Origin of the sequence: Halomonas tibetensis, from assembly GCF_042643535.1 — a bacterium.
GTDB classification, from domain to species: Bacteria; Pseudomonadota; Gammaproteobacteria; order Pseudomonadales; family Halomonadaceae; genus Halomonas; species Halomonas tibetensis.
Map to the genome: position 1 here is coordinate 70500 of NZ_JBHRSQ010000011.1, position 19011 is coordinate 89510.

19 protein-coding genes and 4 tRNA genes are annotated in these 19011 nt (G+C 63.0%); 16 read left to right on the top strand and 7 right to left on the bottom strand.

Annotation, left to right across the window (positions count from 1 at the left end; all coding sequences use genetic code 11):
• Positions 1-16: 16 nt before the first annotated feature.
• Positions 17-1708 carry an AMP-binding protein gene (locus ACFODV_RS08565; protein ID WP_379757646.1) on the bottom strand — a complete coding sequence of 564 codons (1692 nt, stop codon included), beginning with the start codon at positions 1706-1708 and terminating at the stop codon, positions 17-19.
• Positions 1709-1808: 100 nt separating this feature from the next.
• Complete coding sequence (locus ACFODV_RS08570) at positions 1809-2258, bottom strand: MerR family transcriptional regulator (RefSeq protein ID WP_379757649.1); 450 nt, start codon at positions 2256-2258, stop codon at positions 1809-1811.
• 250 nt (positions 2259-2508) lie between these two features.
• Between ACFODV_RS08570 and ACFODV_RS08575 the strand changes: the two genes are divergently transcribed.
• The 6 genes from ACFODV_RS08575 to ACFODV_RS08600 all read left to right on the top strand — a co-directional run bounded on the left by ACFODV_RS08575 (position 2509) and on the right by ACFODV_RS08600 (position 8352).
• Complete coding sequence (locus tag ACFODV_RS08575; RefSeq protein ID WP_379757652.1) at positions 2509-3675, top strand: acyl-CoA dehydrogenase family protein; 1167 nt, start codon at positions 2509-2511, stop codon at positions 3673-3675.
• Between the two features lie 13 nt (positions 3676-3688).
• Positions 3689-4843, top strand: a complete 1155-nt coding sequence (locus ACFODV_RS08580; protein WP_379757655.1) for an enoyl-CoA hydratase/isomerase family protein — start codon at positions 3689-3691, stop codon at positions 4841-4843.
• Positions 4844-4911: 68 nt separating this feature from the next.
• On the top strand, positions 4912-5808 hold the full coding sequence (gene mmsB, locus ACFODV_RS08585) for a 3-hydroxyisobutyrate dehydrogenase (protein ID WP_379757658.1): 897 nt from the start codon (positions 4912-4914) through the stop codon (positions 5806-5808).
• A gap of 144 nt (positions 5809-5952) precedes the next feature.
• Positions 5953-6417 (top strand): hypothetical protein, encoded by a 465-nt coding sequence (locus ACFODV_RS08590; protein WP_379757661.1) that lies wholly within the window; start codon positions 5953-5955, stop codon positions 6415-6417.
• A gap of 57 nt (positions 6418-6474) precedes the next feature.
• Positions 6475-6930, top strand: a complete 456-nt coding sequence (locus ACFODV_RS08595) for a tellurite resistance TerB family protein (protein WP_379757664.1) — start codon at positions 6475-6477, stop codon at positions 6928-6930.
• Positions 6931-7110: 180 nt separating this feature from the next.
• Positions 7111-8352, top strand: a complete 1242-nt coding sequence (locus tag ACFODV_RS08600; RefSeq protein ID WP_379757666.1) for an NAD(P)/FAD-dependent oxidoreductase — start codon at positions 7111-7113, stop codon at positions 8350-8352.
• 97 nt (positions 8353-8449) lie between these two features.
• Here the strand turns inward: ACFODV_RS08600 and ACFODV_RS08605 are convergent, their stop codons facing one another.
• On the bottom strand, positions 8450-8914 hold the full coding sequence (locus ACFODV_RS08605; protein WP_379757669.1) for a hypothetical protein: 465 nt from the start codon (positions 8912-8914) through the stop codon (positions 8450-8452).
• 222 nt (positions 8915-9136) lie between these two features.
• Between ACFODV_RS08605 and pyrC the strand changes: the two genes are divergently transcribed.
• The 3 genes from pyrC (at position 9137) to ACFODV_RS08620 (ending at position 11403) form a co-directional block, all read left to right on the top strand.
• Positions 9137-10171: a dihydroorotase gene (gene pyrC / locus ACFODV_RS08610; RefSeq protein WP_379757672.1), complete on the top strand. Its 1035-nt coding sequence runs from the start codon at positions 9137-9139 to the stop codon at positions 10169-10171.
• 114 nt (positions 10172-10285) lie between these two features.
• Complete coding sequence (locus ACFODV_RS08615; protein WP_379757675.1) at positions 10286-10573, top strand: helix-turn-helix domain-containing protein; 288 nt, start codon at positions 10286-10288, stop codon at positions 10571-10573.
• A gap of 2 nt (positions 10574-10575) precedes the next feature.
• The gene (locus ACFODV_RS08620; RefSeq protein WP_379757678.1) at positions 10576-11403 is read left to right on the top strand and encodes a type II toxin-antitoxin system HipA family toxin; all 828 of its coding nucleotides are present in this window, start codon (positions 10576-10578) and stop codon (positions 11401-11403) included.
• On the opposite strand, the gene ACFODV_RS08625 is transcribed toward ACFODV_RS08620, so the two are convergent.
• The 4 genes from ACFODV_RS08625 to folD all read right to left on the bottom strand — a co-directional run bounded on the left by ACFODV_RS08625 (position 11400) and on the right by folD (position 14469).
• Complete coding sequence (locus ACFODV_RS08625; RefSeq protein WP_379757681.1) at positions 11400-12341, bottom strand: alpha/beta hydrolase fold domain-containing protein; 942 nt, start codon at positions 12339-12341, stop codon at positions 11400-11402. The genes ACFODV_RS08620 and ACFODV_RS08625 overlap by 4 nt on opposite strands.
• Positions 12319-13065 (bottom strand): 5'-methylthioadenosine/S-adenosylhomocysteine nucleosidase, encoded by a 747-nt coding sequence (gene mtnN, locus ACFODV_RS08630; RefSeq protein WP_379757684.1) that lies wholly within the window; start codon positions 13063-13065, stop codon positions 12319-12321. The genes ACFODV_RS08625 and mtnN overlap by 23 nt, the downstream gene beginning before the upstream one ends.
• Positions 13062-13529, bottom strand: a complete 468-nt coding sequence (locus ACFODV_RS08635; RefSeq protein WP_379757687.1) for an S-ribosylhomocysteine lyase — start codon at positions 13527-13529, stop codon at positions 13062-13064. The genes mtnN and ACFODV_RS08635 overlap by 4 nt, the downstream gene beginning before the upstream one ends.
• 82 nt (positions 13530-13611) lie before the next feature.
• Positions 13612-14469 (bottom strand): bifunctional methylenetetrahydrofolate dehydrogenase/methenyltetrahydrofolate cyclohydrolase FolD, encoded by an 858-nt coding sequence (folD, locus tag ACFODV_RS08640; RefSeq protein ID WP_379757690.1) that lies wholly within the window; start codon positions 14467-14469, stop codon positions 13612-13614.
• 208 nt (positions 14470-14677) lie between these two features.
• Here folD and ACFODV_RS08645 point away from each other — a divergent pair.
• The 7 genes from ACFODV_RS08645 (at position 14678) to clpX (ending at position 18855) form a co-directional block, all read left to right on the top strand.
• Positions 14678-14754, top strand: a tRNA-Pro gene (locus ACFODV_RS08645).
• 68 nt (positions 14755-14822) lie between these two features.
• Positions 14823-14899, top strand: a tRNA-Arg gene (locus ACFODV_RS08650).
• 46 nt (positions 14900-14945) lie between these two features.
• Positions 14946-15020 (top strand) — tRNA-His (locus ACFODV_RS08655).
• A gap of 24 nt (positions 15021-15044) precedes the next feature.
• Positions 15045-15119: transfer RNA gene (locus ACFODV_RS08660), tRNA-His, on the top strand.
• 273 nt (positions 15120-15392) lie between these two features.
• Positions 15393-16757: a trigger factor gene (gene tig, locus ACFODV_RS08665; protein WP_379757693.1), complete on the top strand. Its 1365-nt coding sequence runs from the start codon at positions 15393-15395 to the stop codon at positions 16755-16757.
• An 88-nt stretch (positions 16758-16845) separates the two neighbouring features.
• Positions 16846-17466 (top strand): ATP-dependent Clp endopeptidase proteolytic subunit ClpP, encoded by a 621-nt coding sequence (gene clpP, locus ACFODV_RS08670; RefSeq protein WP_379757696.1) that lies wholly within the window; start codon positions 16846-16848, stop codon positions 17464-17466.
• Between the two features lie 108 nt (positions 17467-17574).
• Positions 17575-18855: an ATP-dependent Clp protease ATP-binding subunit ClpX gene (gene clpX, locus ACFODV_RS08675; protein ID WP_379757699.1), complete on the top strand. Its 1281-nt coding sequence runs from the start codon at positions 17575-17577 to the stop codon at positions 18853-18855.
• The last annotated feature ends 156 nt before the right edge of the window (positions 18856-19011 follow it).

Below are 19011 nucleotides of genomic sequence, written 5' to 3' on the forward strand. Positions count from 1 at the left end.
CACCTGCTGCTGCGGGTTATTCCAGTCCCAACTCGTGGGTGGCTTCCTCGCGCATCTTGAACTTTTGAATCTTGCCGGTGACGGTCATCGGGAACTCATCGACGAACTTCACGTAGCGCGGGACCTTGTAGTGGGCGATCTTGCCCTTGCAGAAGGCCTTGAGTTCGTCGGCGGTCAGCGCTTGCCCGTCGGCAAGTTTCACCCAGGCCATGACCTCCTCGCCGTACTTCTCGTCGGGAACCCCGATTACCTGGACGTCGGAGATCGCCGCATGGGTATAGAGGAAGTCTTCGATTTCGCGGGGATAGATGTTTTCGCCGCCGCGGATGATCATGTCCTTGATGCGTCCGACGATGGCCACATAGCCCTCGTCGTCCATGGTGGCCAGATCACCGGTGTGCATCCATCCAGCGCTATCGATGGCCTTCGCGGTGGCTTCCTCGTTGTTCCAGTAGCCCAGCATCACGCTGTAGCCGCGGGTGCACAGCTCGCCGGTCTCGCCGCGGGCGACCGCGGCGCCGGTATCCGGGCTTACCAGCTTTACCTCCAGGTGGGGGTGAATGGTGCCCACGGTGGTGACGCGCTTCTCCAGGGGAGCGTCGGTCTGGGTCTGGAAACTCACCGGGCTCGTCTCGGTCATGCCGTAGCAGATGGTGACGTCCTTCATGTTCATGCGCTCGATCACCTTGCGCATCACCTCGATGGGGCAGATGGAGCCCGCCATGATACCGGTGCGCAGGGAAGAGAGATCGAATTGCTCAAACTCCGGGTGCTCCAGTTCAGCGATGAACATGGTCGGCACGCCGTAGAGAGTGGTGGCCTTCTCCTCGGACACTGCCCGCAGGGTCGCCTCCGGGTCGAAGCCGTCGCCCGGGTAAATCATGGTGGCGCCATGGGTCACGCAGCCCAGGTTGCCCATGACCATGCCGAAGCAGTGGTAGAGCGGCACCGGAATTACCATGCGGTCATGTTCGGTAAGCGCCATGGTGCGCGCCACGAAGAAGCCGTTGTTGAGGATATTGTGGTGGGAAAGGGTCGCGCCCTTGGGAGCGCCGGTGGTGCCGGAGGTGTACTGGATGTTGATCGGGTCGTCGAACTGCAGCGTGGCCTGAACCTCGGCCAGGTGCTCGGCAGAGACCTCGTCAGCATGGGCCAGCATCGATGGCCAGCTGAACATGCCGGTCAGGGCGCGATCAGCATCCAGGCAGACCACCCGCTCGAGCTCGGGCAGCTTGGCGCTCTTGAAGGTGCCGGGGCCGCCCTCGCGCAGCTCCGGTGCCAGCTCGGCCAGGGTCGCCACATAGTCGGAGCTTTTGAACTTGCCCTGCAGGACCAGCGTGGAGGCGGCGGACTGTTTCAGCGCGTACTCCAGCTCATGGGTGCGATAGCTGGGGTTGATGTTGACCAGAATGGCACCGATCTTGGCTGTGGCAAACTGGGTGATCGTCCATTCGGCGCAGTTGGGCGACCAGATGGCCACGCGGTCATTTTTCTTCACGCCCAAGGCGAGCAGGGCACGAGCGGCCTGGTCGACGGCGGCCTGGAGCTCTCGCCAGGTATAGCGCAGGTCCTGGTGAATGCTGATCAGCGCATCGCGATCCGCGAAGCGTGCCACTGTCTCATCGAAGCAGTCGCCAATGGTCTGGCCCTTGAGGGGGGTGTTACTGATGCCGCTGACGTAGCTGATCGGGGTATGTTGGCGTGTCATCGTCTACCGTCTCTTTGTTGTTGCTGGGTGTGCAGTGGGCAACACGATCATGGCCCGGGACTTGGGGAGTTCAGCGCCAGAGAGTGCAGCGCCTGAGGGGTCAGTGCCTCGGCGGGTCAACGCCCAGACCCGAAAGCACCTCTCGGGCGCGGCTCTCCACGTCATCGAGCTCCTTGTGCATCAGCCGGATGTCTTCCAGTTGCCGCTCCAGATTGGCGCGTTTGTCGGCCAGAATCTCCAGAAGACGCTGCAGCTGACGGGCATTGCCGTCGGGCATGGCGTCGTACATCATCACCACTTCGCGAATTTCAGCCAGCGAGAAACCGAGGCGCTTGCCTCTCAGCGTCAGCTTGAGGCGTACCCGGTCCTTCTCGCAGTAGATGCGCGTCTGGCCGCGTCGTTCGGGAGCCAGCAGTCCCTCCTGCTCGTAGAAGCGGATGGTGCGTGGCGTCACCTCGAATATCTTGGCCAGTTCTCCGATGCTGAAGGTGCGTCGTTGGCGGGGTAAACCGCCGGACTGTGCCGCGTCGCTCGCTGTGGACTGAGTCATGAGCGTCTTCCTTTGTTTTATGGCGTGGCAGGGCGCAAGCCAGCCGCCTGATGGCAACACTAGCCGAGGTTTACGTTAACGTAAAGTGCTTGTTCGACCATGGGGTGATGTAGGATAAACCTAGCAAGTGCTAGGTTGGTGTCATGGCCGCCTGCCGGATGAGCATCGACCGCATGCGCCCGCACCAACCGCAGAATCCAGTCAACCAGTCAACAACAACGCAACTGATATGCGTGACGAGGATACCACCATGGACTTCTCCCTGAGCGACGACCAGAAGGCGCTGGTTCAGGCCGCCGCCGACTTTTCGAAGGCCGAGCTGGCCGATCACGCCGCCGAGTGGGACGCCAACTCCCATTTCCCCCTCGATGTCATCCGTCGCGCGGGTGAGACCGGCTTTCTTGGCATCTATACGCCGGAGGAGCACGGCGGCCTGGGGCTCTCGCGGCTCGACGCCTCGCTGATTTTCGAGCAGCTTGCTCAGGGGTGCGTGGCAACCACCGCCTATCTCACCATCCACAACATGGTGACCTGGATGATCGCCAGCTGGGGCGACGATGCCCTGCGCGAGACCTGGGTGCCCGCCATGGTGTCCGGTGAGGCGCTGGGGTCCTACTGCCTGACCGAGCCGGGCTCTGGCTCCGACGCCGCCAACCTGCGCACCAAGGCGGTCAGAGAGGGCGATGAGTACGTCATTTCGGGTTCCAAGATGTTTATTTCTGGCGCGGGCGCCACCGAGGTGCTGGTCGTCATGGCGCGAACGGGCGAACCCGACAGCGGCGCAGGTGGAGTCTCGGCCATCGTGATACCGGCCGATGCCGCAGGCGTCGAGTACGGCAAGAACGAAGACAAGATGGGTTGGAAGAGTCAGCCGACGCGTCTGGTCAGCTTTGATTCCGTGCGAGTGCCGGTCGGCAATCGACTGGGCGCAGAGGGTGAGGGCTTCAGGTTCGCCATGAAGGGCCTCGACGGAGGCCGCCTTAATATCGCCAGCTGCTCGCTGGGGGCCGCTCAGCATGCCCTGACGCTGTCCCGGGATTACCTGGCCGAGCGCAAGCAGTTCGGTCGTGCGCTAAACCAGTTTCAGGCGCTTCAGTTCAAGATCGCCGACATGGCCACCGAACTCTCCGCTGCCCGCTTGATGGTGCGTCAGGCCGCCTGGCGTCTGGACCAAAATGACCCCGAAGCCACCGCACACTGCGCGATGGCCAAGCGCTTTGCCACCGATGTAGGGTTCAATGTCTGCAACGAGGCCCTGCAACTGCACGGCGGCTATGGATATATCCGTGAATATCCCCTGGAACGGCTGGTTCGCGATACACGGGTCCACCAGATCCTCGAGGGCACCAATGAGATCATGCGCCTGATTGTTGCCCGCCGGCTGATGGCGGATGGCGTGATCGAGTCCATGCAATAAGGAGACACCTTTGATGTCGGATCTTCCCGTACGCTTCGACGAGCTGCCCACCCGTGACGGTGGGCGAATTGGCGTGGCGACTCTCAACGCTCCCAAGTCTCTCAATGCTCTCTCCCTGGAGATGGTTCGTCAGCTCCAGGGCAAGCTCGATGCCTGGGCGACGGATCGCAGCATCGTGGCCGTCTGGCTGGAGGGCAGCGGCGACAAGGCGTTTTGCGCCGGCGGCGATGTAGTGGCCCTCTACCGCTCGCTCACCGAGGAGGGCGATAATCGCGGCTCGGGTCGCAACAGCCTGCTGGCCGAAACCTACTTCACCGCTGAATACCACCTCGACCATCGCATTCACACCTACCCCAAGCCACTGCTGGTATGGGGCGACGGCATCGTCATGGGCGGCGGCCTCGGCTTGATGGCCGGCGGTTTCCAGCGAATCGTGACCGAGACCACTCGGATCGCCATGCCCGAAATCACCATCGGTCTCTACCCGGATATCGGCGCCAGCTGGTTCCTCAATCGCATGCCGCCCGGCGTGGGCGCCTACCTGGGCCTGACCGGCGCGCAGCTCAACGCCCGCGATGCGCTTGACCTGGGCATGGCGGATCGTTTTATCCCCAGGGACCGCCGCGGCCTGGTGCTGTCCTCGTTGACCGAGTCGGACTACGGTGATCGCAGCGGTCCTGCGCTGCGCGGCGCGGTGCAGCAGGCACTCGATCGGCACGAGGCACGCGACGGCGCTCCGGAAGGCCAGGTATGGCCAAATCTCGACCATCTCCAGGCCTTGGTGGGAGCCGTCGATGCTCCCACCGCGGTAAGGCGAATCCTCGCGGATACTCGTGATGATAAGTGGCTGGCATCCAACCGCGCTCGTCTCGCCGACGGCTGCCCGCTCAGCGCCCAGCTGGTCTGGCGAATGCTGACCCGACACGCGCATACCAGCCTGGCGGATGCCTTCCGCGACGAACTGGTGCTCTCGGTCCAGTGCTGCCGACAGGGCGACTTCGTTGAGGGTGTGCGGGCGCTTCTGATCGACAAGGACAAGAGCCCACGGTGGAGTCATCCCGATGCGGACAGCGTGTCGGAAGAGACGATACAGGCGTTGTTTGCCTCCCCCTGGGAGAGCGAATCCCATCCGCTGCGCGACCTGGGGCTCGGACACCGGATAGGGTAAGCACACTGGACGCTTGACCCTACGGGGCCACAGGTCTCGGTAAGACAAACAACCAAAAGGAGCCAATCATGAATATTGCATTTATCGGTCTCGGCAACATGGGTGCCCCCATGGCCAGCAACCTGGTCAAGGCAGGCCACAGCGTTACCGTATTCGACCTAATGGAGAGTGCCATCCAGGCCCTCGAGAGCGAGGGCGCCAAGCGCGGCGAAAGTGCCGAGGCAGCAGCCCGCGGTGCCGAGGTCATCATCTCCATGCTGCCCGCCGGTGCCCACGTCAAGGGGCTCTATCTGGGCCGCAACGGCGAGCCAGGCCTGCTCGATGCGCTCGATGGCAAGCCGCTGCTGATCGATGCGTCGACCATCTCCCCGGAAGATGCCCGCACCGTGGGCAGTGCCGCCGCGGAGCGTGGCCTCAGCTACCTGGATGCCCCGGTCTCCGGTGGTGTCGGCGGCGCCAAGGCCGGCATTCTGACCTTTATCGTCGGCGGCGATTCGGCCGGCTTCGACAAGGCCAAACCGGTGCTCGAGGCCATGGGCAAGAACATCTTCCACGCCGGTGACAATGGCGCGGGGCAGGTGGCCAAGATCTGCAACAACATGCTGCTCGGCATCCTGATGAGCGGCACCGCCGAGGCCCTGGCGCTGGGCGTCAAGAACGGCATGGACCCGGCCGTGCTCTCCGAGATCATGAAGCAGAGCAGCGGCGGCAACTGGGCGCTCAACGTCTATAACCCCTGGCCTGGCGTCATGGAGGGCGCTGCCGCCTCACGCGATTATCAGGGTGGCTTTCTCACCGACCTGATGGCCAAGGACCTTGGCCTGGCCTGGGAGCTGGCTCTGGGGTCGAAGTCCACCGTGCCCATGGGCTCACAGGCCCGCAATCTCTTCGCGCTGCACAGTGCCCAGGGTAGCGGCGCGCTGGACTTTTCCAGTATCCAGACGCTCTATCGCGAGGGCGAATAATCGGCAAGGCCAGCCATGCAGGGAGCCCTCCAGGGGCTCCCTGCGCAAGGCGTCTGCCCGCTCGGCTCCATCCTTCCTGCCCACGTGCGCAGCTGTTGGTGTGGCACAATGGCAGCCGAGCATGGCAATGAAAGGATTCGCCCGATGGCATATGTTTTGGTGATGGGCGGTCTGGCGCTGTCGGTGAGCTTTACCCTGGGCTGGATGCTGTGGCGCGCCCTGCGCTGGGCTTGGAGCCTGGTGGCCAGGCCTTCGGTGCGAGGAGGGGCAACGCCCAGGCCTCGCGCTCGCAAGGCACCGGCGCCGCGCAAGACGGCCGCCAAACCCGCCAGCAGACCTGCTGCCAAGCCCGCTGCCAAGACGACCCCGCGGGAGCCATGGGCCCTGACTCACTGGCTGGCTGATCGCCACTCCGCTCTGCCCTTGGCGAGCCTCGCCCTTCTGCTCTATGGCCTCACCCGGGTGGTGGAGTTCGGCATGACCCGGCGTCCACTGTCGCCTCCTGCCGGCTACCACACCCTGGTGGATGTCTTGGGCTGGGCGGCGGCTGTGCTAGTGACCTTGACACTGATGAACCTCCTGGCACGTTGGCGCTGCCGCAAGGGGTGAGCGAACGCCAGGTCGTTTGACGAGTCATAGTTGGACGCCGACATAAGGAGGGTTGCCGTGCTCACAGCCATTCAGCGTTTCTTTCAACGAACGCTTGCCGACCCCGCGTCGCATGACGATGAACTCCCCACCCTGGAACTCGCCGCGGCTGCGCTGCTGTGCGAGGTGATGCGCGCCGACTACCGGGTGGATCCCGCCCAGCTCGAGGCCCTGCGCGAGCTGCTTATGACGCATCTTCACCTGGAAGCCGAGGCCGTGGAGTCGCTGATGGCCATGGCCCGAGAAGAGGTGGAGAGTTCCGTGGACCATTACCAGTTCGTCAGCCTTATCAAGCAGGACTATGACTATGGACGGCGCGTCGAACTGGTGAGGATGATGTGGGTGCTGGCACTTGCCGACGGTGAACATCACCACCTCGAAGAGCACCGTATCCGCCAGCTCGCGGACCTGCTGCACGTGGGGCACAGCGACTTTATTCTTACCAAGCTGGAGGCCCAGTCAGCACGCGTTTGAATGCTTTCTCTCTTGTTGGCAGTTGTCTTGGAATAATCCTCTGGATTGATGTGCCTGTGTAAGATAAAAATCTTAATTTTTATCTCTATGCCGTTGTTATGCTTAGCTCTGCTAGACTTCGAACAATGAATGCTCTGCCGAGAGGTGGGGCTTTTTCTTTGGCAGATCGGGGAGGCTTTCATGTCCCGCAACATCATTGTTCTCGGCGCAGGGATTGTCGGCGTCTCGGTTGCCTGGTACCTGGCGCGTCGAGGCCACGCCGTCACGCTGGTGGACCGCCGCGAGCCGGGTCGAGAGACCTCGTTCGGCAACGCCGGCATCATCCAGCGCGAGGCGGTACGTCCCTATGCCTTTCCGCGCGACCTCGGCACCCTGCTACGCGTGTTGCCCAACCGCCAGGTGGACATTCGCTATCGGACGACAGGCATGGTCAGTGCGGCAGGGCCGCTGGTGCAGTACTGGATCAATTCGGGCGGGGCGCGCTACGAGCGCATCGTGAACGAGTACGCGTCGCTGATCATGCGCTGCCAGGATACCCACGCGACGATGATCGAAGCCTCGGGCGCCGAGGCGCTGGTGGGCAAGGGGGGGTGGCTGGAGCTCTACCGGACGCGCAAGGCCATGGACGAGCGCCTGAAGGAAGCCCGCGAGAATCACGAGCGCTTCGCGGTGGATTACGAAGAGCTTGACGCTGAGGCGCTGCAGGCCAAGGAGCCGAATCTCGCCAAGGGGCTGGTGGGCGCCATTCACTGGACCCAACCCTGGATGGTGGCGGATCCGGGCGCCCTGGTGCAGGCCTATGCCAAGAGCGTCGAGGAACTGGGTGGCCGCGTGATGCAGGCCAGCGTCGAGGACGTTAGCCAGGTGGGCACCGGATGGCGCGTGATGACCAGTGAGGGGGCCCTCGAGGCGGACCAGGTGGTCGTGGCCATGGGGCCCTGGACCGGTGAGCTGCTCTCGCGGCTGGGCCTGGATGTGCCGCTGTTCGTGAAGCGTGGCTACCATATGCACTATTCAGCGGAGGAGGGCGCGACGCTCAATCACTGGGTGATGGATGCCGAGAGGGGCTTTTTGCTCGAGCCGATGCGAGCCGGTATTCGCCTGACCACCGGGGCCGAGCTGGCCGACCTGAATTCACCGCCGCGCTACCAGCAGCTGGCAGCCGCCGAGAAGGCGGCGCGCAAGCTCTTCCCCCTGGGCAAGCGACGCGACGCCGAGCCCTGGAAAGGCGCGCGTCCCTGCATGCCCGACATGAAGCCGGTGATCGGTCCTGCCCCCGGCAAGCCGGGGCTATGGCTGGCCTTCGGCCACGGGCATCAGGGCTTCACACTGGGGCCGGCCACCGGCGAGCTGCTGGCGCAGATGATGGACGGTGAGACCCCAGCGGTCGACATGACGCCGTTCCGTCTCGATCGCTTCTGACCTTGCTGCCTGAACGACAGCGGGCGCCTGACATCCAGGCGCCCGCTGTTGCTATTGTACTTCCGCTTGCATGATTCGCGGCGTGCATGACTCGCGACTAGGCCGCCCCGCTGTTGTTATCGCTATTGCTGTTGCTATTGCTGTTGCTGTTGCTGCGGCGTCGTCTCTGATGCATGGCCAGCTTGATCAGCAGCGTGAACACGAAGACCAGCCAGCCGGCAGTAGCGAAGACGTTGAACAGCAGCATCTTCTGCTGCCCGTTGAGCGGCGCCAGCAGGTGCTCAACGACGATACCGAACAGAAAAGCCAACATCAGCGGCAGTGCCAGGATGTGCATCCACATCTCGGTTCGCCGCTTGCGCACGTGATAACGGCGCAGATGGACGCGAATAGGGCGATGCACGAAGCTGACCAGTATCAGAGTCCCCAGCATCAGCAGAGCCGCCAGGGTGGGCTCGATGCTGCCCATCTGCGCCGTGAGGCTGACCGACCAGAACACCACCAGCCATGACAATCCTGCCAGGATGGTGACCAGGTCCGCATAGTGGCGCACCTTCGGCATGTTATTCCCCTCTTTGGATCTGAGGGCATGATACGGGAATTCAGCGTTGGGTGACGAGTCGGCCTCCCCCCGCACCCTCAATTGATCCACGATGCAGCGAGGTGCAACGCGCACCGAGCCAACGCGAGCGGGTCGTAGCCCCGCGTCAGCAAGCGGCGGCGTATGGCAACTTTCGGTATACTTGCTCGACGCTAAAATTATCCCGCCGAGACAGGACCCGCCGTGACCACACTGACCCTGACCCGACCCGATGACTGGCACCTGCACCTGCGCGATGACGAGGCCTTGTCCGCTGTGGTGGGCGCGTCAGCCGCCCAGATGGGTCGCGCCATTATTATGCCTAACCTCAAGCCACCGGTGACGACCACCGAGCAGGCGCTGGCCTATCGCCAACGAATCCTGTCGGCGTTGCCGGAAGGCAGTCGGTTCGAGCCGCTGATGACGCTCTATCTCACGGACAAGACCCCGGCCGCAGAGATCGAAAGGGCCCACGCCAGTGGTCTGGTGCACGCAGTGAAGCTCTATCCGGCGGGTGCCACCACCAACTCTGATTCCGGGGTCACCGACCTGGCGAACTGCGATGATGCCATTGCCGCCCTCGCGCGGCTGGGCATGCCGCTGCTGGTCCACGGCGAGGTGACTGACGCCGAGATAGACATCTTCGATCGCGAGGGGGCGTTTATCGAGCGCGTGATGAAGCCGTTACTGACGCGCCATCCAACACTCCGGGTGGTGTTCGAGCACATCACTACCGCGGAAGCCGCCGAGTTTGTAAGGGGGGCGCAGGACAATGTAGCGGCGACGATTACCGCCCATCATCTGCTCTTCAACCGCAATCATATGCTGGTAGGGGGTATCCGCCCCCACTACTACTGTCTGCCGATCCTCAAGCGCGAACGCCATCGCCAGGCGCTGCTGGCGGCTGCGACCTCCGGCAACCCGAAGTTCTTCCTCGGCACGGACAGCGCCCCCCACGCCCAGGGCGACAAGGAGAGCGCCTGCGGCTGTGCCGGCGCCTATACCGCCCCGGCGGCCATCGAGCTCTATGCGGCAGCGTTCGAGGAGGTCGGGGCGCTCGCGCGCCTGGAGGGTTTTGCCAGCCACTTTGGCCCCGATTTCTATGGTCTGCCGCGCAATCCCGACACCGTCACCCTGGTCCGTGAGCCCTGGCGCCTGCCCGAGTCGCTGCCCTATGGGTCCGCCCAGCGCATCGTGCCCCTGTGCGCCGGAGAGACGCTGGCATGGAAGCTTGCCTGACAGCGCCCGCGACATAGCGCCTCTGAGCGACCAGGCGGGCGTGGACATGCATCATAAGTGTTGCTATATTGTCATCAAAGCAACGCTTATGGTGCCTTTTATGGGCTTTGGCCAGTGAGCCTTCACGATGAGTTGAAACGCCGCCGTCGCGAGCTGGGGTTTACCCAGGCGACGGTAGCCGAACGCGTGGGCATGACCCGCCAGCAGTACCAGCGCCTGGAGCGCGGCGGCAATCCCCAGCTGGACACCCTTGAGCTAGCCGCCGATGGACTCAATGCCCGCCTGATGCTGATTCCCATCGACAAGTGGTATCAGGTGCAGGCGCTGCTCGAGGAGGGTAAGGGGGGCTCGGTGCCCCTCGATGAAGATCCCTGGCAGGGGCTGCTCGACCGAGACGGGTAGCCGTGGGCAGGGGGTTCTCTCTGGCCGGGGTGCAGATGAAGTTTTCCATGCGCGAGCAGGATGGCCGTTTCTTCGGCGCTGGCGACGCGCTGCCCGGTGACTGGATCGTCAAGCCGCCATCGCCTCACCACCCCTGGCTGGTGCAGAACGAATATTCCGCCATGCGCCTGGCCCAGGCGGCTGGCGTCTTTATCCCCGAGATTCGACTGGTGCCCCTCGAGGAGCTGCAGGGGCTGCCGGCGCTGAACCTGCCGGACGAACCGCTGGCCTATGCCATCAAGCGGTTCGATCGTGCAGAGGGTGGGCGGGTACACGCGGAAGACTTCGCCCAGGTGCTGTTTCGCTATCCCTACGAGAAGTACGCCGGGCCAAGCTATGAGCAGCTGGGGCGGCTGGTGCGCGAGTTCTCCGCCGACGGTATGGCGTGTGCGGCGCAGATGGCGCGCCGCCTGCTGGTGAACCTCCTGCTGGCCAACGGCGATGCGCACCTGAAGAACTGGAGCCTCCTTTACCCGGATCGTTACAGGCCGCGGCTGTCGCCCGCCTACGACATCGTGGCGACGCGTGCCTACCTGCCCAACGAGCGGGAGGCGGCGCTGAACCTGAATGGCAAGAAACTCTGGGAGCAGCTGAAGCGGGATGATTTTCGGCACTGGGCCGAGCGTGTGGGTGTCAGCTGGCTCGTGGTGGAAGCTGAGCTTCAGGACGCTCTGGCGCGCGCCAGAGCCGCCTGGCCCGATATGCTGGAAGAGCTGCCGATGGCGCACGAGCACAAGGCCCTGCTGCGCGAGCACTGGCGCCGCCTGGCGCCGGAGTGGCGGATCCGCTAGTGGGTAGAGCGCTCAAGGCTGCGTACCTGCCGTTCGAGGAAGTCGATGCCGGCGTCGATGGCGTCGCCGCGGGTCAGAAAACTCAGGAAGTGGCCGCGGCCATGCTGGAGATAAAGTTCGTTCTCCACTCCCCTGGCTTCCAGTGCGGCGCGAAAGTCGGTGGCGTGGTCGACCGGGACCAGGCGGTCCCAGGTGCCGTGAAACAGGAAGAAGGGCGGGGCGCTGGGCCCGATCTGGCGGGCCGGTGAGGCGAGCGCATACTGCTCGGGGACCTCGGCGCGGGTACCACCGAGAAACTCGACGACCAGCCTGCCGTCGGGAAACTTGAACAGGTCGCTGGGCGTGCCTCCCGCCAGCACGGCGGCAAGTCGGGCATGGTCACCACCATGGGGCTGGGCCAGCGGCCCTTCTGCTCCTGCCAGGGCCAGCAGGCTGACCAGATGGGCACCCGACGAAAAGCCCACGCCGACAATGCGGTCGGTGTCTACGCGCCACGCCTCGGCGTTGGCATGGATCCAGGCCATGGCCTGCTGAAGGTCGTGAAGCTGCGCGGGAAAACGGTGTTCTGGGGCGAAGCGGTGTTCGATATTGACGGTGACATAGCCGCGTGTGGCCAGCTGTTCGGCGATGCCGACCATGTCCTCCGGACCGCGATTCTGCCAGCCGCCGCCGTGGACCAGCAGCGCGGCGGGTCGCAGCGCGTCACTCCCTGACCGCGGCAGCAGCACGTCGGCGTGGAGAGAGCTGGGCCAGTCGGGCGGGGTGTAGGTCAGCTCGGGTAGCGCGTCGAAGGCCAGCGCCGCGGCCGCAGGGGCAGCCTGCGACGTCGGGACGGAGCGTTCGCCGAGGTGGGTGGCGCCGCAGCCGGTCAGCAGCCAGCCACCCAGCAGCAGCGTCGGCACCCACCGGCGCGGATCAGATCTTTTCAGCCAGCGCATCGCTGGGCTGCTCCGCAGGCAGGTTGCCCAGGCGCTTCACCATGGCTTCCACCATGTGGGCAGAGTGGGTCGCCGCCTGCTCCAGAAACGCCTCGAAGGAGAGGTGGTTGTCGCCGCCGCCGGCGATATCGGAGAGGGCGCGAATCACCACGAAGGGACAGTTGTAGAGCAGACAGGTCTGGGCGATGGCCGCGGCTTCCATCTCGGCAGCGAGCATGGTGGGGAAGCGTCGGCGGGTCTGCTCCACGAGGTCGGGGCAAGCCATGAAGACGTCCCCGGTGGCGATCAGCCCTTCCACGACGTTGACCTCTCCCAGCGACTCCACGCATTCGCGAGCGATGGCTACCAGGCGAGGGTCGGGCAGGTAGGCGGCCGGCATCTGTGGCACCTGGCCGTGCTCGTAGCCGAAGATCACGGCGTCCACGTCGTGATGCCGCACTTCGCTTGAGATCACCACGTCCCCGATCGTTAGGCCCTTGCCGAAGCCGCCGGCAGAGCCTGTGTTGATCACCGCATCGGGTTGATAGATATCCAGCAGCAGAGTGGTACCCACCGCGGCATTCACCTTGCCGATGCCGGACTTCAGGATTACCACTTCGACCCCGTGCAGCAGGCCGCTGTGGAAGGTGGAGCCCACGTGGGTACGGGTCTGTTTCCCCTCCAGCAGCGAGGCGAGGTAGTCCACCTCCTGGGCCATGGCGCCAATGATGCCAATGCGTTTCATGCGAATACCTGAGTCCACTCGCTGCGCTTGGCCAGGAAGCCCTGGGCGATCTCCTTGGCGCCTGCCAGGCTATGACTGGCTGCCCAGCCGCACTGCATCTCACTGCAGGCCGGCACTTCGTCCGCCGCCAGCACGTCCTCGAGGGTCTTCTCGAGCAGCGTCAGCACGCCGTCATAGTCGTCATGGTTGATCATGGCCCAATAGAATCCGGTCTGGCAGCCCATGGGACTGATGTCGACCACCTTATCGGAGTGGTTGCGTGAAAGCTCGGCCATCAGGTGCTCAAGGGAGTGCAGTGCCGGCATCTCCATGTGCGTCTGATTGGGCTGGCAGATGCGCATGTCGTACTTGTGGATGGTGTCGCCATTCTCGCCGGTCTTGATGTCAGCGAGACGAATATAGGGCGCCTTCACCTTGGTGTGATCAAGGTTGAAGCTTTCGACGTTCATCTTCTTGTCGCTCATGGCGGAGTCCTTGTGTGAGATCTGTCCTGGGAATATCTGTCACGAGGCGTCTGACCCCGGGACGGGACAAGTGGTTTCCGATCTAGTTGTTATCGTGCATGTCGGCGGCCTGCAGGGTGTTCTCGAGCAGGGTGGCCACGGTCATGGGGCCGACACCGCCAGGCACCGGGGTGATCCAGCTGGCGCGCTCGGCGGCCGAGGTGAAGTCCAGGTCGCCCACCAGACGACCGTTATCCAACCGGTTGATACCGACATCGATGACGATGGCGCCCTCCTTGACCCATTCTCCCTTGACCAGCTCCGGCTTGCCAACGGCCACCACCAGCAGGTCGGCACGGCGCACGTGGTCTTCCAGATTCCGGGTGAAACGGTGGCAGACCGTGGTGGTGCAGCCCGCCAGCATCAGCTCCAGCGCCATGGGGCGGCCGACGATGTTGGAAGCGCCAACCACCGTAGCGTCCAGGCCCCGTACCTTGAGGTCGGATTGCTCGAGCAGCGTCATGATCCCCTTTGGCGTGCAGGGACGCAGCATGGGCAGGCGCTGTGCCAGGCGGCCGAGGTTGTAGGGATGAAAGCCATCCACGTCCTTGTCGGGACGGATGCGTTCAAGTATCGGCCGGGCATCCAGGTGGGCAGGGAGCGGTAGCTGGACGAGGATGCCGTCCACTGCCGAGTCGGCATTAAGCGCATCCACCAGGGCTTCGAGCTGCCGCTGAGTGGTCTCGGCGGGCAGCGCATGACGGAAGGAATTGATGCCGGCCTCGAGACAGGCGTCGTGTTTCTTTCGCACATAAACCGCCGAAGCAGGATCCTCGCCAACCAACACCACGGCGAGCCCTGGCGCGCGGGCCCCGGCGTCGCGACGTGCCTTGACCTGGCGTGCGACCTGCTGGCGGACTCGGGCGGCGATGGACTTGCCATCGATCAGTTGGGCGGTCATCGCGCTTCCTCTGGTGACTGAGTGGGCAGGGCCAGTGCAGGGGCGGCCCGCTAACGAAAAGAAGCCTGATTTTCGCATGCCGCGCCAACGAAACAAAGCGCGCTCCTGCAATGAGCTGGTTCCGGCACTTGACCGCGGGAGAAAGTCACGTAGAATACGCAACGCTTGACGAAGCCCCTGCGGTGGCGTCGGGTCAGTTTGATCGCAGCGGAGTGTAGCGCAGCCTGGTAGCGCGCCTGCTTTGGGAGCAGGATGTCGGGGGTTCGAATCCCTCCACTCCGACCACAACGTGTTGAATGATCTGGATAAACAGGGATTCACGGGTTGAGATCAAACAGCCTGAAGAGTAGAATGCGCCCATAGCTCAATCGGATAGAGCAACGGCCTTCTAAGCCGTAGGTTGCAGGTTCGAGTCCTGCTGGGCGCGCCATCTGCGGCGCGATGGCAGGCTATCAGTGTCAGCAGTTGTCGATATGGTGGGTGTAGCTCAGTGGTAGAGCCCCGGATTGTGACTCCGGTGGTCGTGGGTTCGAACCCCATCATCCACCCCACTTCGACAGGCATTTAGGACAATGGTGGATGTAGCTCAGTGGTAGAGCCCCGGATTGTGACTCCGGTGGTCGTGGGTTCGAACCCCATCATCCACCCCACCTCTGTCTGCTTTTTTCACGTCTGCTTCTTTCAAATTGTTTAGCTCATTATCTTGTTACTTACCTGACGCGGGCTCCACGAGCCGGCGATTTTGTCGTTTCTGAAAGACCGCAACCAATGTAGGCCTTTCCGGCCGAGTTGCCCTTGTAAAAGCGCTTGAAGTCCCCATCAATGTGGCATGGCGCTTGCCAGTGCCAGGCGGGATTCATAAAATCCCACCCTTGGTCTTTTCATTCTTCAATACAACGCCCCCAGTCGGTAGAGGACATTTCATGCAAGTTTCCGTCGATACGACCTCCCAGATCGAACGCCGCATCACGCTTCAGGTGCCGGCCGCCGAGATTGACGAGGCCGTCAATGCCCGTCTCAAGGATGCCGCCAAGAATGTTCGCATCGACGGTTTCCGCAAGGGCAAGGTGCCGATGTCGGTGATCCGTCAGCGCTATGCTCACGACTTGCGCAACGAAGTGGTGGGTGAAGTGATGCGCGAGCGCTACGTGCGCGCCATTACCGAGAACGAGCTGAATCCTGCGGGCTTCCCCCAGATCGAGCCCACCGTCAACGAGGCGGGCAAGGATCTCGAGTTCGTGGCAACCCTGGAAGTCTATCCGGAGTTCGAACTGGCCTCCATCGAAGGTGTCGAGGTCGAGCGTCCGGTGGTCGAAGTGGTCGAGGCAGACGTCGACGAGATGATCGAGACCCTGCGCAAGCAGAATGCCGGCTGGGAAGACGTCGATCGCGCCGCCGAAGATGGTGATCAGGTGACCCTCGACTTTCAGGGCTTCCTGGGCGACGAGCCCTTCGAAGGCGGAAGCGCCGAAGGCCACAGCCTGGTGCTGGGTTCCGGCAGCTTCATCCCCGGCTTCGAGGAGCAGCTGGTCGGCGCCGCGGCCGGTGATGAGAAGGAGATCAAGGTCACGTTCCCCGAGGATTACCAGGCCGAGCATCTGGCCGGCCAGGAAGCGACCTTCAAGGTCAAGCTTCACGCCGTCCAGGGTCAGTCCCTGCCCGAGGTGGACGCCGAGTTTGTGAAGAAGTTTGGCGTCGACGATGGTGATCTCGACAAGTTTCGCGCCGAGGTCAAAAAGAACATGACTCGCGAAGCCGAGCAGGCCGTCGATAATCGAGTCAAGCAGCAGGTGCTGGCCGCGCTGCAGAAGGTCAATGAGATCCCGGTACCGCAGTCGCTCATCCAGCAGGAGACCGATGGCCTCAAGCGTCAGGCGGCTCAGCAGTTTGGCCTGGGCGAGGACTTCGACGTCTCCCAGCTGCCTAACGAGCTGTTTGCCGAACAGGCCAAGGGACGCGTCCAGGTGGGCCTGTTGCTGGCCGAGGTGATCAAGTCCGGTGAGCTCGATGCCACCGACGACGAGATCCGTGCCAAGGTCGAGGAACTTGCCGAGCAGTACCAGGAACCGGCTCAGGTGGTTGAGTACTACATGGGTAACGATCAGATGAAGACCCAGGTCAAGTCTGCCATCCTCGAAGAGAAGGCCGTCGACAAGTTGCTCGATCAAGCCAGCGTCAAGGATGTCACCATGACCTACCAGGAGGTTCTTGCCGCTGCTCAGCAGCAGGCAGAAGCCGATGCGGAGGAGGAGAGCGAGGAAAAGGGACAGGAAGAGAGCAAGGCCTGATCTCCCTCATCTCCGCCCGGTGGGCGTGCCGGCGATCGGCGCGCCTCCCCAGCCGCTTCCATTCTTCGGATGCAAGGACATCACACTGATGAGCAACGAGTTCGAGATCCAAAACGCCGGCGGCCTGGTGCCAATGGTGGTTGAGCAGAGCGCACGCGGCGAGCGAGCCTATGATATCTATTCCCGCCTGCTCAAGGAGCGTGTGATTTTCCTGGTGGGTCCGGTGGAAGATTACATGGCCAACCTGATCGTCGCCCAGCTGCTGTTCCTGGAATCAGAGAATCCAGACAAGGACATCCATCTTTATATCAACTCGCCCGGTGGAGGCGTCACGGCGGGCATGTCGATCTACGACACCATGCAGTTCATCAAGCCCGATGTCTCTACGGTATGTATCGGCCAGGCCGCCAGCATGGGCGCCTTCCTGCTGGCGGGTGGTGCCGCTGGGAAACGCTTTTGTCTGCCCAATTCGCGGATGATGATTCATCAGCCGCTGGGGGGTTACCAGGGCCAGGCCTCGGATATCGAGATTCACACCCGTGAGATTCTCGGTATCCGCGACAAGCTCAACCAGATTCTGGCCCACCACACCGGTCAGGACATGGAAACCATTGCGCGGGATACCGACCGCGACAACTTCATGAATGGCGTGCAGGCGGCCGAATATGGCCTGATCGATGCGGTGCTGGATAAGCGGCCCACATCCTGATAGCGTGAATTTATCTACACCCTTACACCGTTCTGCGGCAGCTAAAGCTGCCGATGTGAGCCCGGCCGGGCGCCACGTGCGCCGGGCCAACTGAGAAGAGGTATGCGAATGGCCGACGGCAAAGGCAAGGACGAAGGCGGCAAGCTGCTCTACTGCTCGTTCTGCGGCAAGAATCAGAACGAGGTGCGCAAGCTGATTGCCGGCCCGTCCGTCTATATCTGTGATGAGTGTGTCGACCTCTGCAATGACATCATTCGCGAGGAGGTGCTCGATGCCGATGCCGAGACCGACGAGGAGCGTCTGCCGACTCCCCGCGAGATTCGTCACACCCTGGACGACTACGTAATTGGCCAGGATCGCGCCAAGATGGTGCTGTCGGTGGCCGTCTACAACCACTACAAGCGCCTTCGCTCAGAGGTCAAGAAAGATGACGTCGAGCTCGGAAAGTCCAACATTCTGTTGATCGGCCCCACCGGCAGCGGCAAGACCCTGCTGGCCGAGACCCTGGCGCGACTGCTTAATGTTCCCTTCACTATCGCCGATGCGACCACCCTCACCGAGGCGGGCTACGTGGGCGAGGATGTCGAGAACATCATCCAGAAGCTGCTGCAGAAGTGCGACTACGACGTCGAGAAGGCCGAGCGCGGCATCGTCTACATTGACGAGATTGACAAGATCTCTCGAAAATCCGACAACCCCTCCATCACGCGAGATGTGTCGGGTGAGGGTGTCCAGCAGGCGCTGCTCAAACTGATCGAGGGCACAACCGCCTCGGTGCCTCCCCAAGGTGGCCGCAAGCACCCGCAGCAGGAATTCCTGCAGGTCAATACCGGCAGCATCCTGTTTATCGTTGGCGGCGCCTTTGCGGGCCTGGAGCGGGTGATCCGCGATCGTGCCGAAAAGGGCGGTATCGGTTTCAGTGCCGAGGTGAAGAGCAAGGATGAGGTCCGTGGCGTCGGTGAGCTGCTCGCCGATGTCGAGCCCGAGGATCTGGTCAAGTTTGGTCTGATTCCGGAGTTCGTGGGGCGTCTGCCGGTGATCGCGACGCTGACCGAGCTCACCGAGGATGCGCTGATCGAGATCCTCACCGAGCCCAAGAACTCCCTGATCCGGCAGTACGCCAAGCTGTTCGAGATGGAGGGCGTGGATCTCGAGTTTCGCGAGGACGCACTGCGCGCGGTAGCCATCAAGGCCATGTCACGCAAGACGGGCGCCCGCGGCTTGCGCTCTATCCTCGAGTCGGTACTGCTCGATACCATGTATGAAATTCCCTCGCTGGAAGGGGTCAGCAAGGTGGTGATCGATGCCTCGGTGATCGCCGGCGAGAGCGAGCCGCTGCTGATTTACTCCCAGCAACTGGAAGCGGCCGGCGACGGCACCGACGGCTGAGCCAGCCTGGCCCGCGTTCATTGTGCCGGGCCCCGACGCGGGAGCGAGCCTCGCCAGTACCGGTGACTGCCGGTTTGGCGATGCCGCTCTCGCGTTTTTTTGTGGCCGCAACGCGTTGTGTCACTCGCCGTCAGGTCTTGCCTTGCAAAGAGGCCG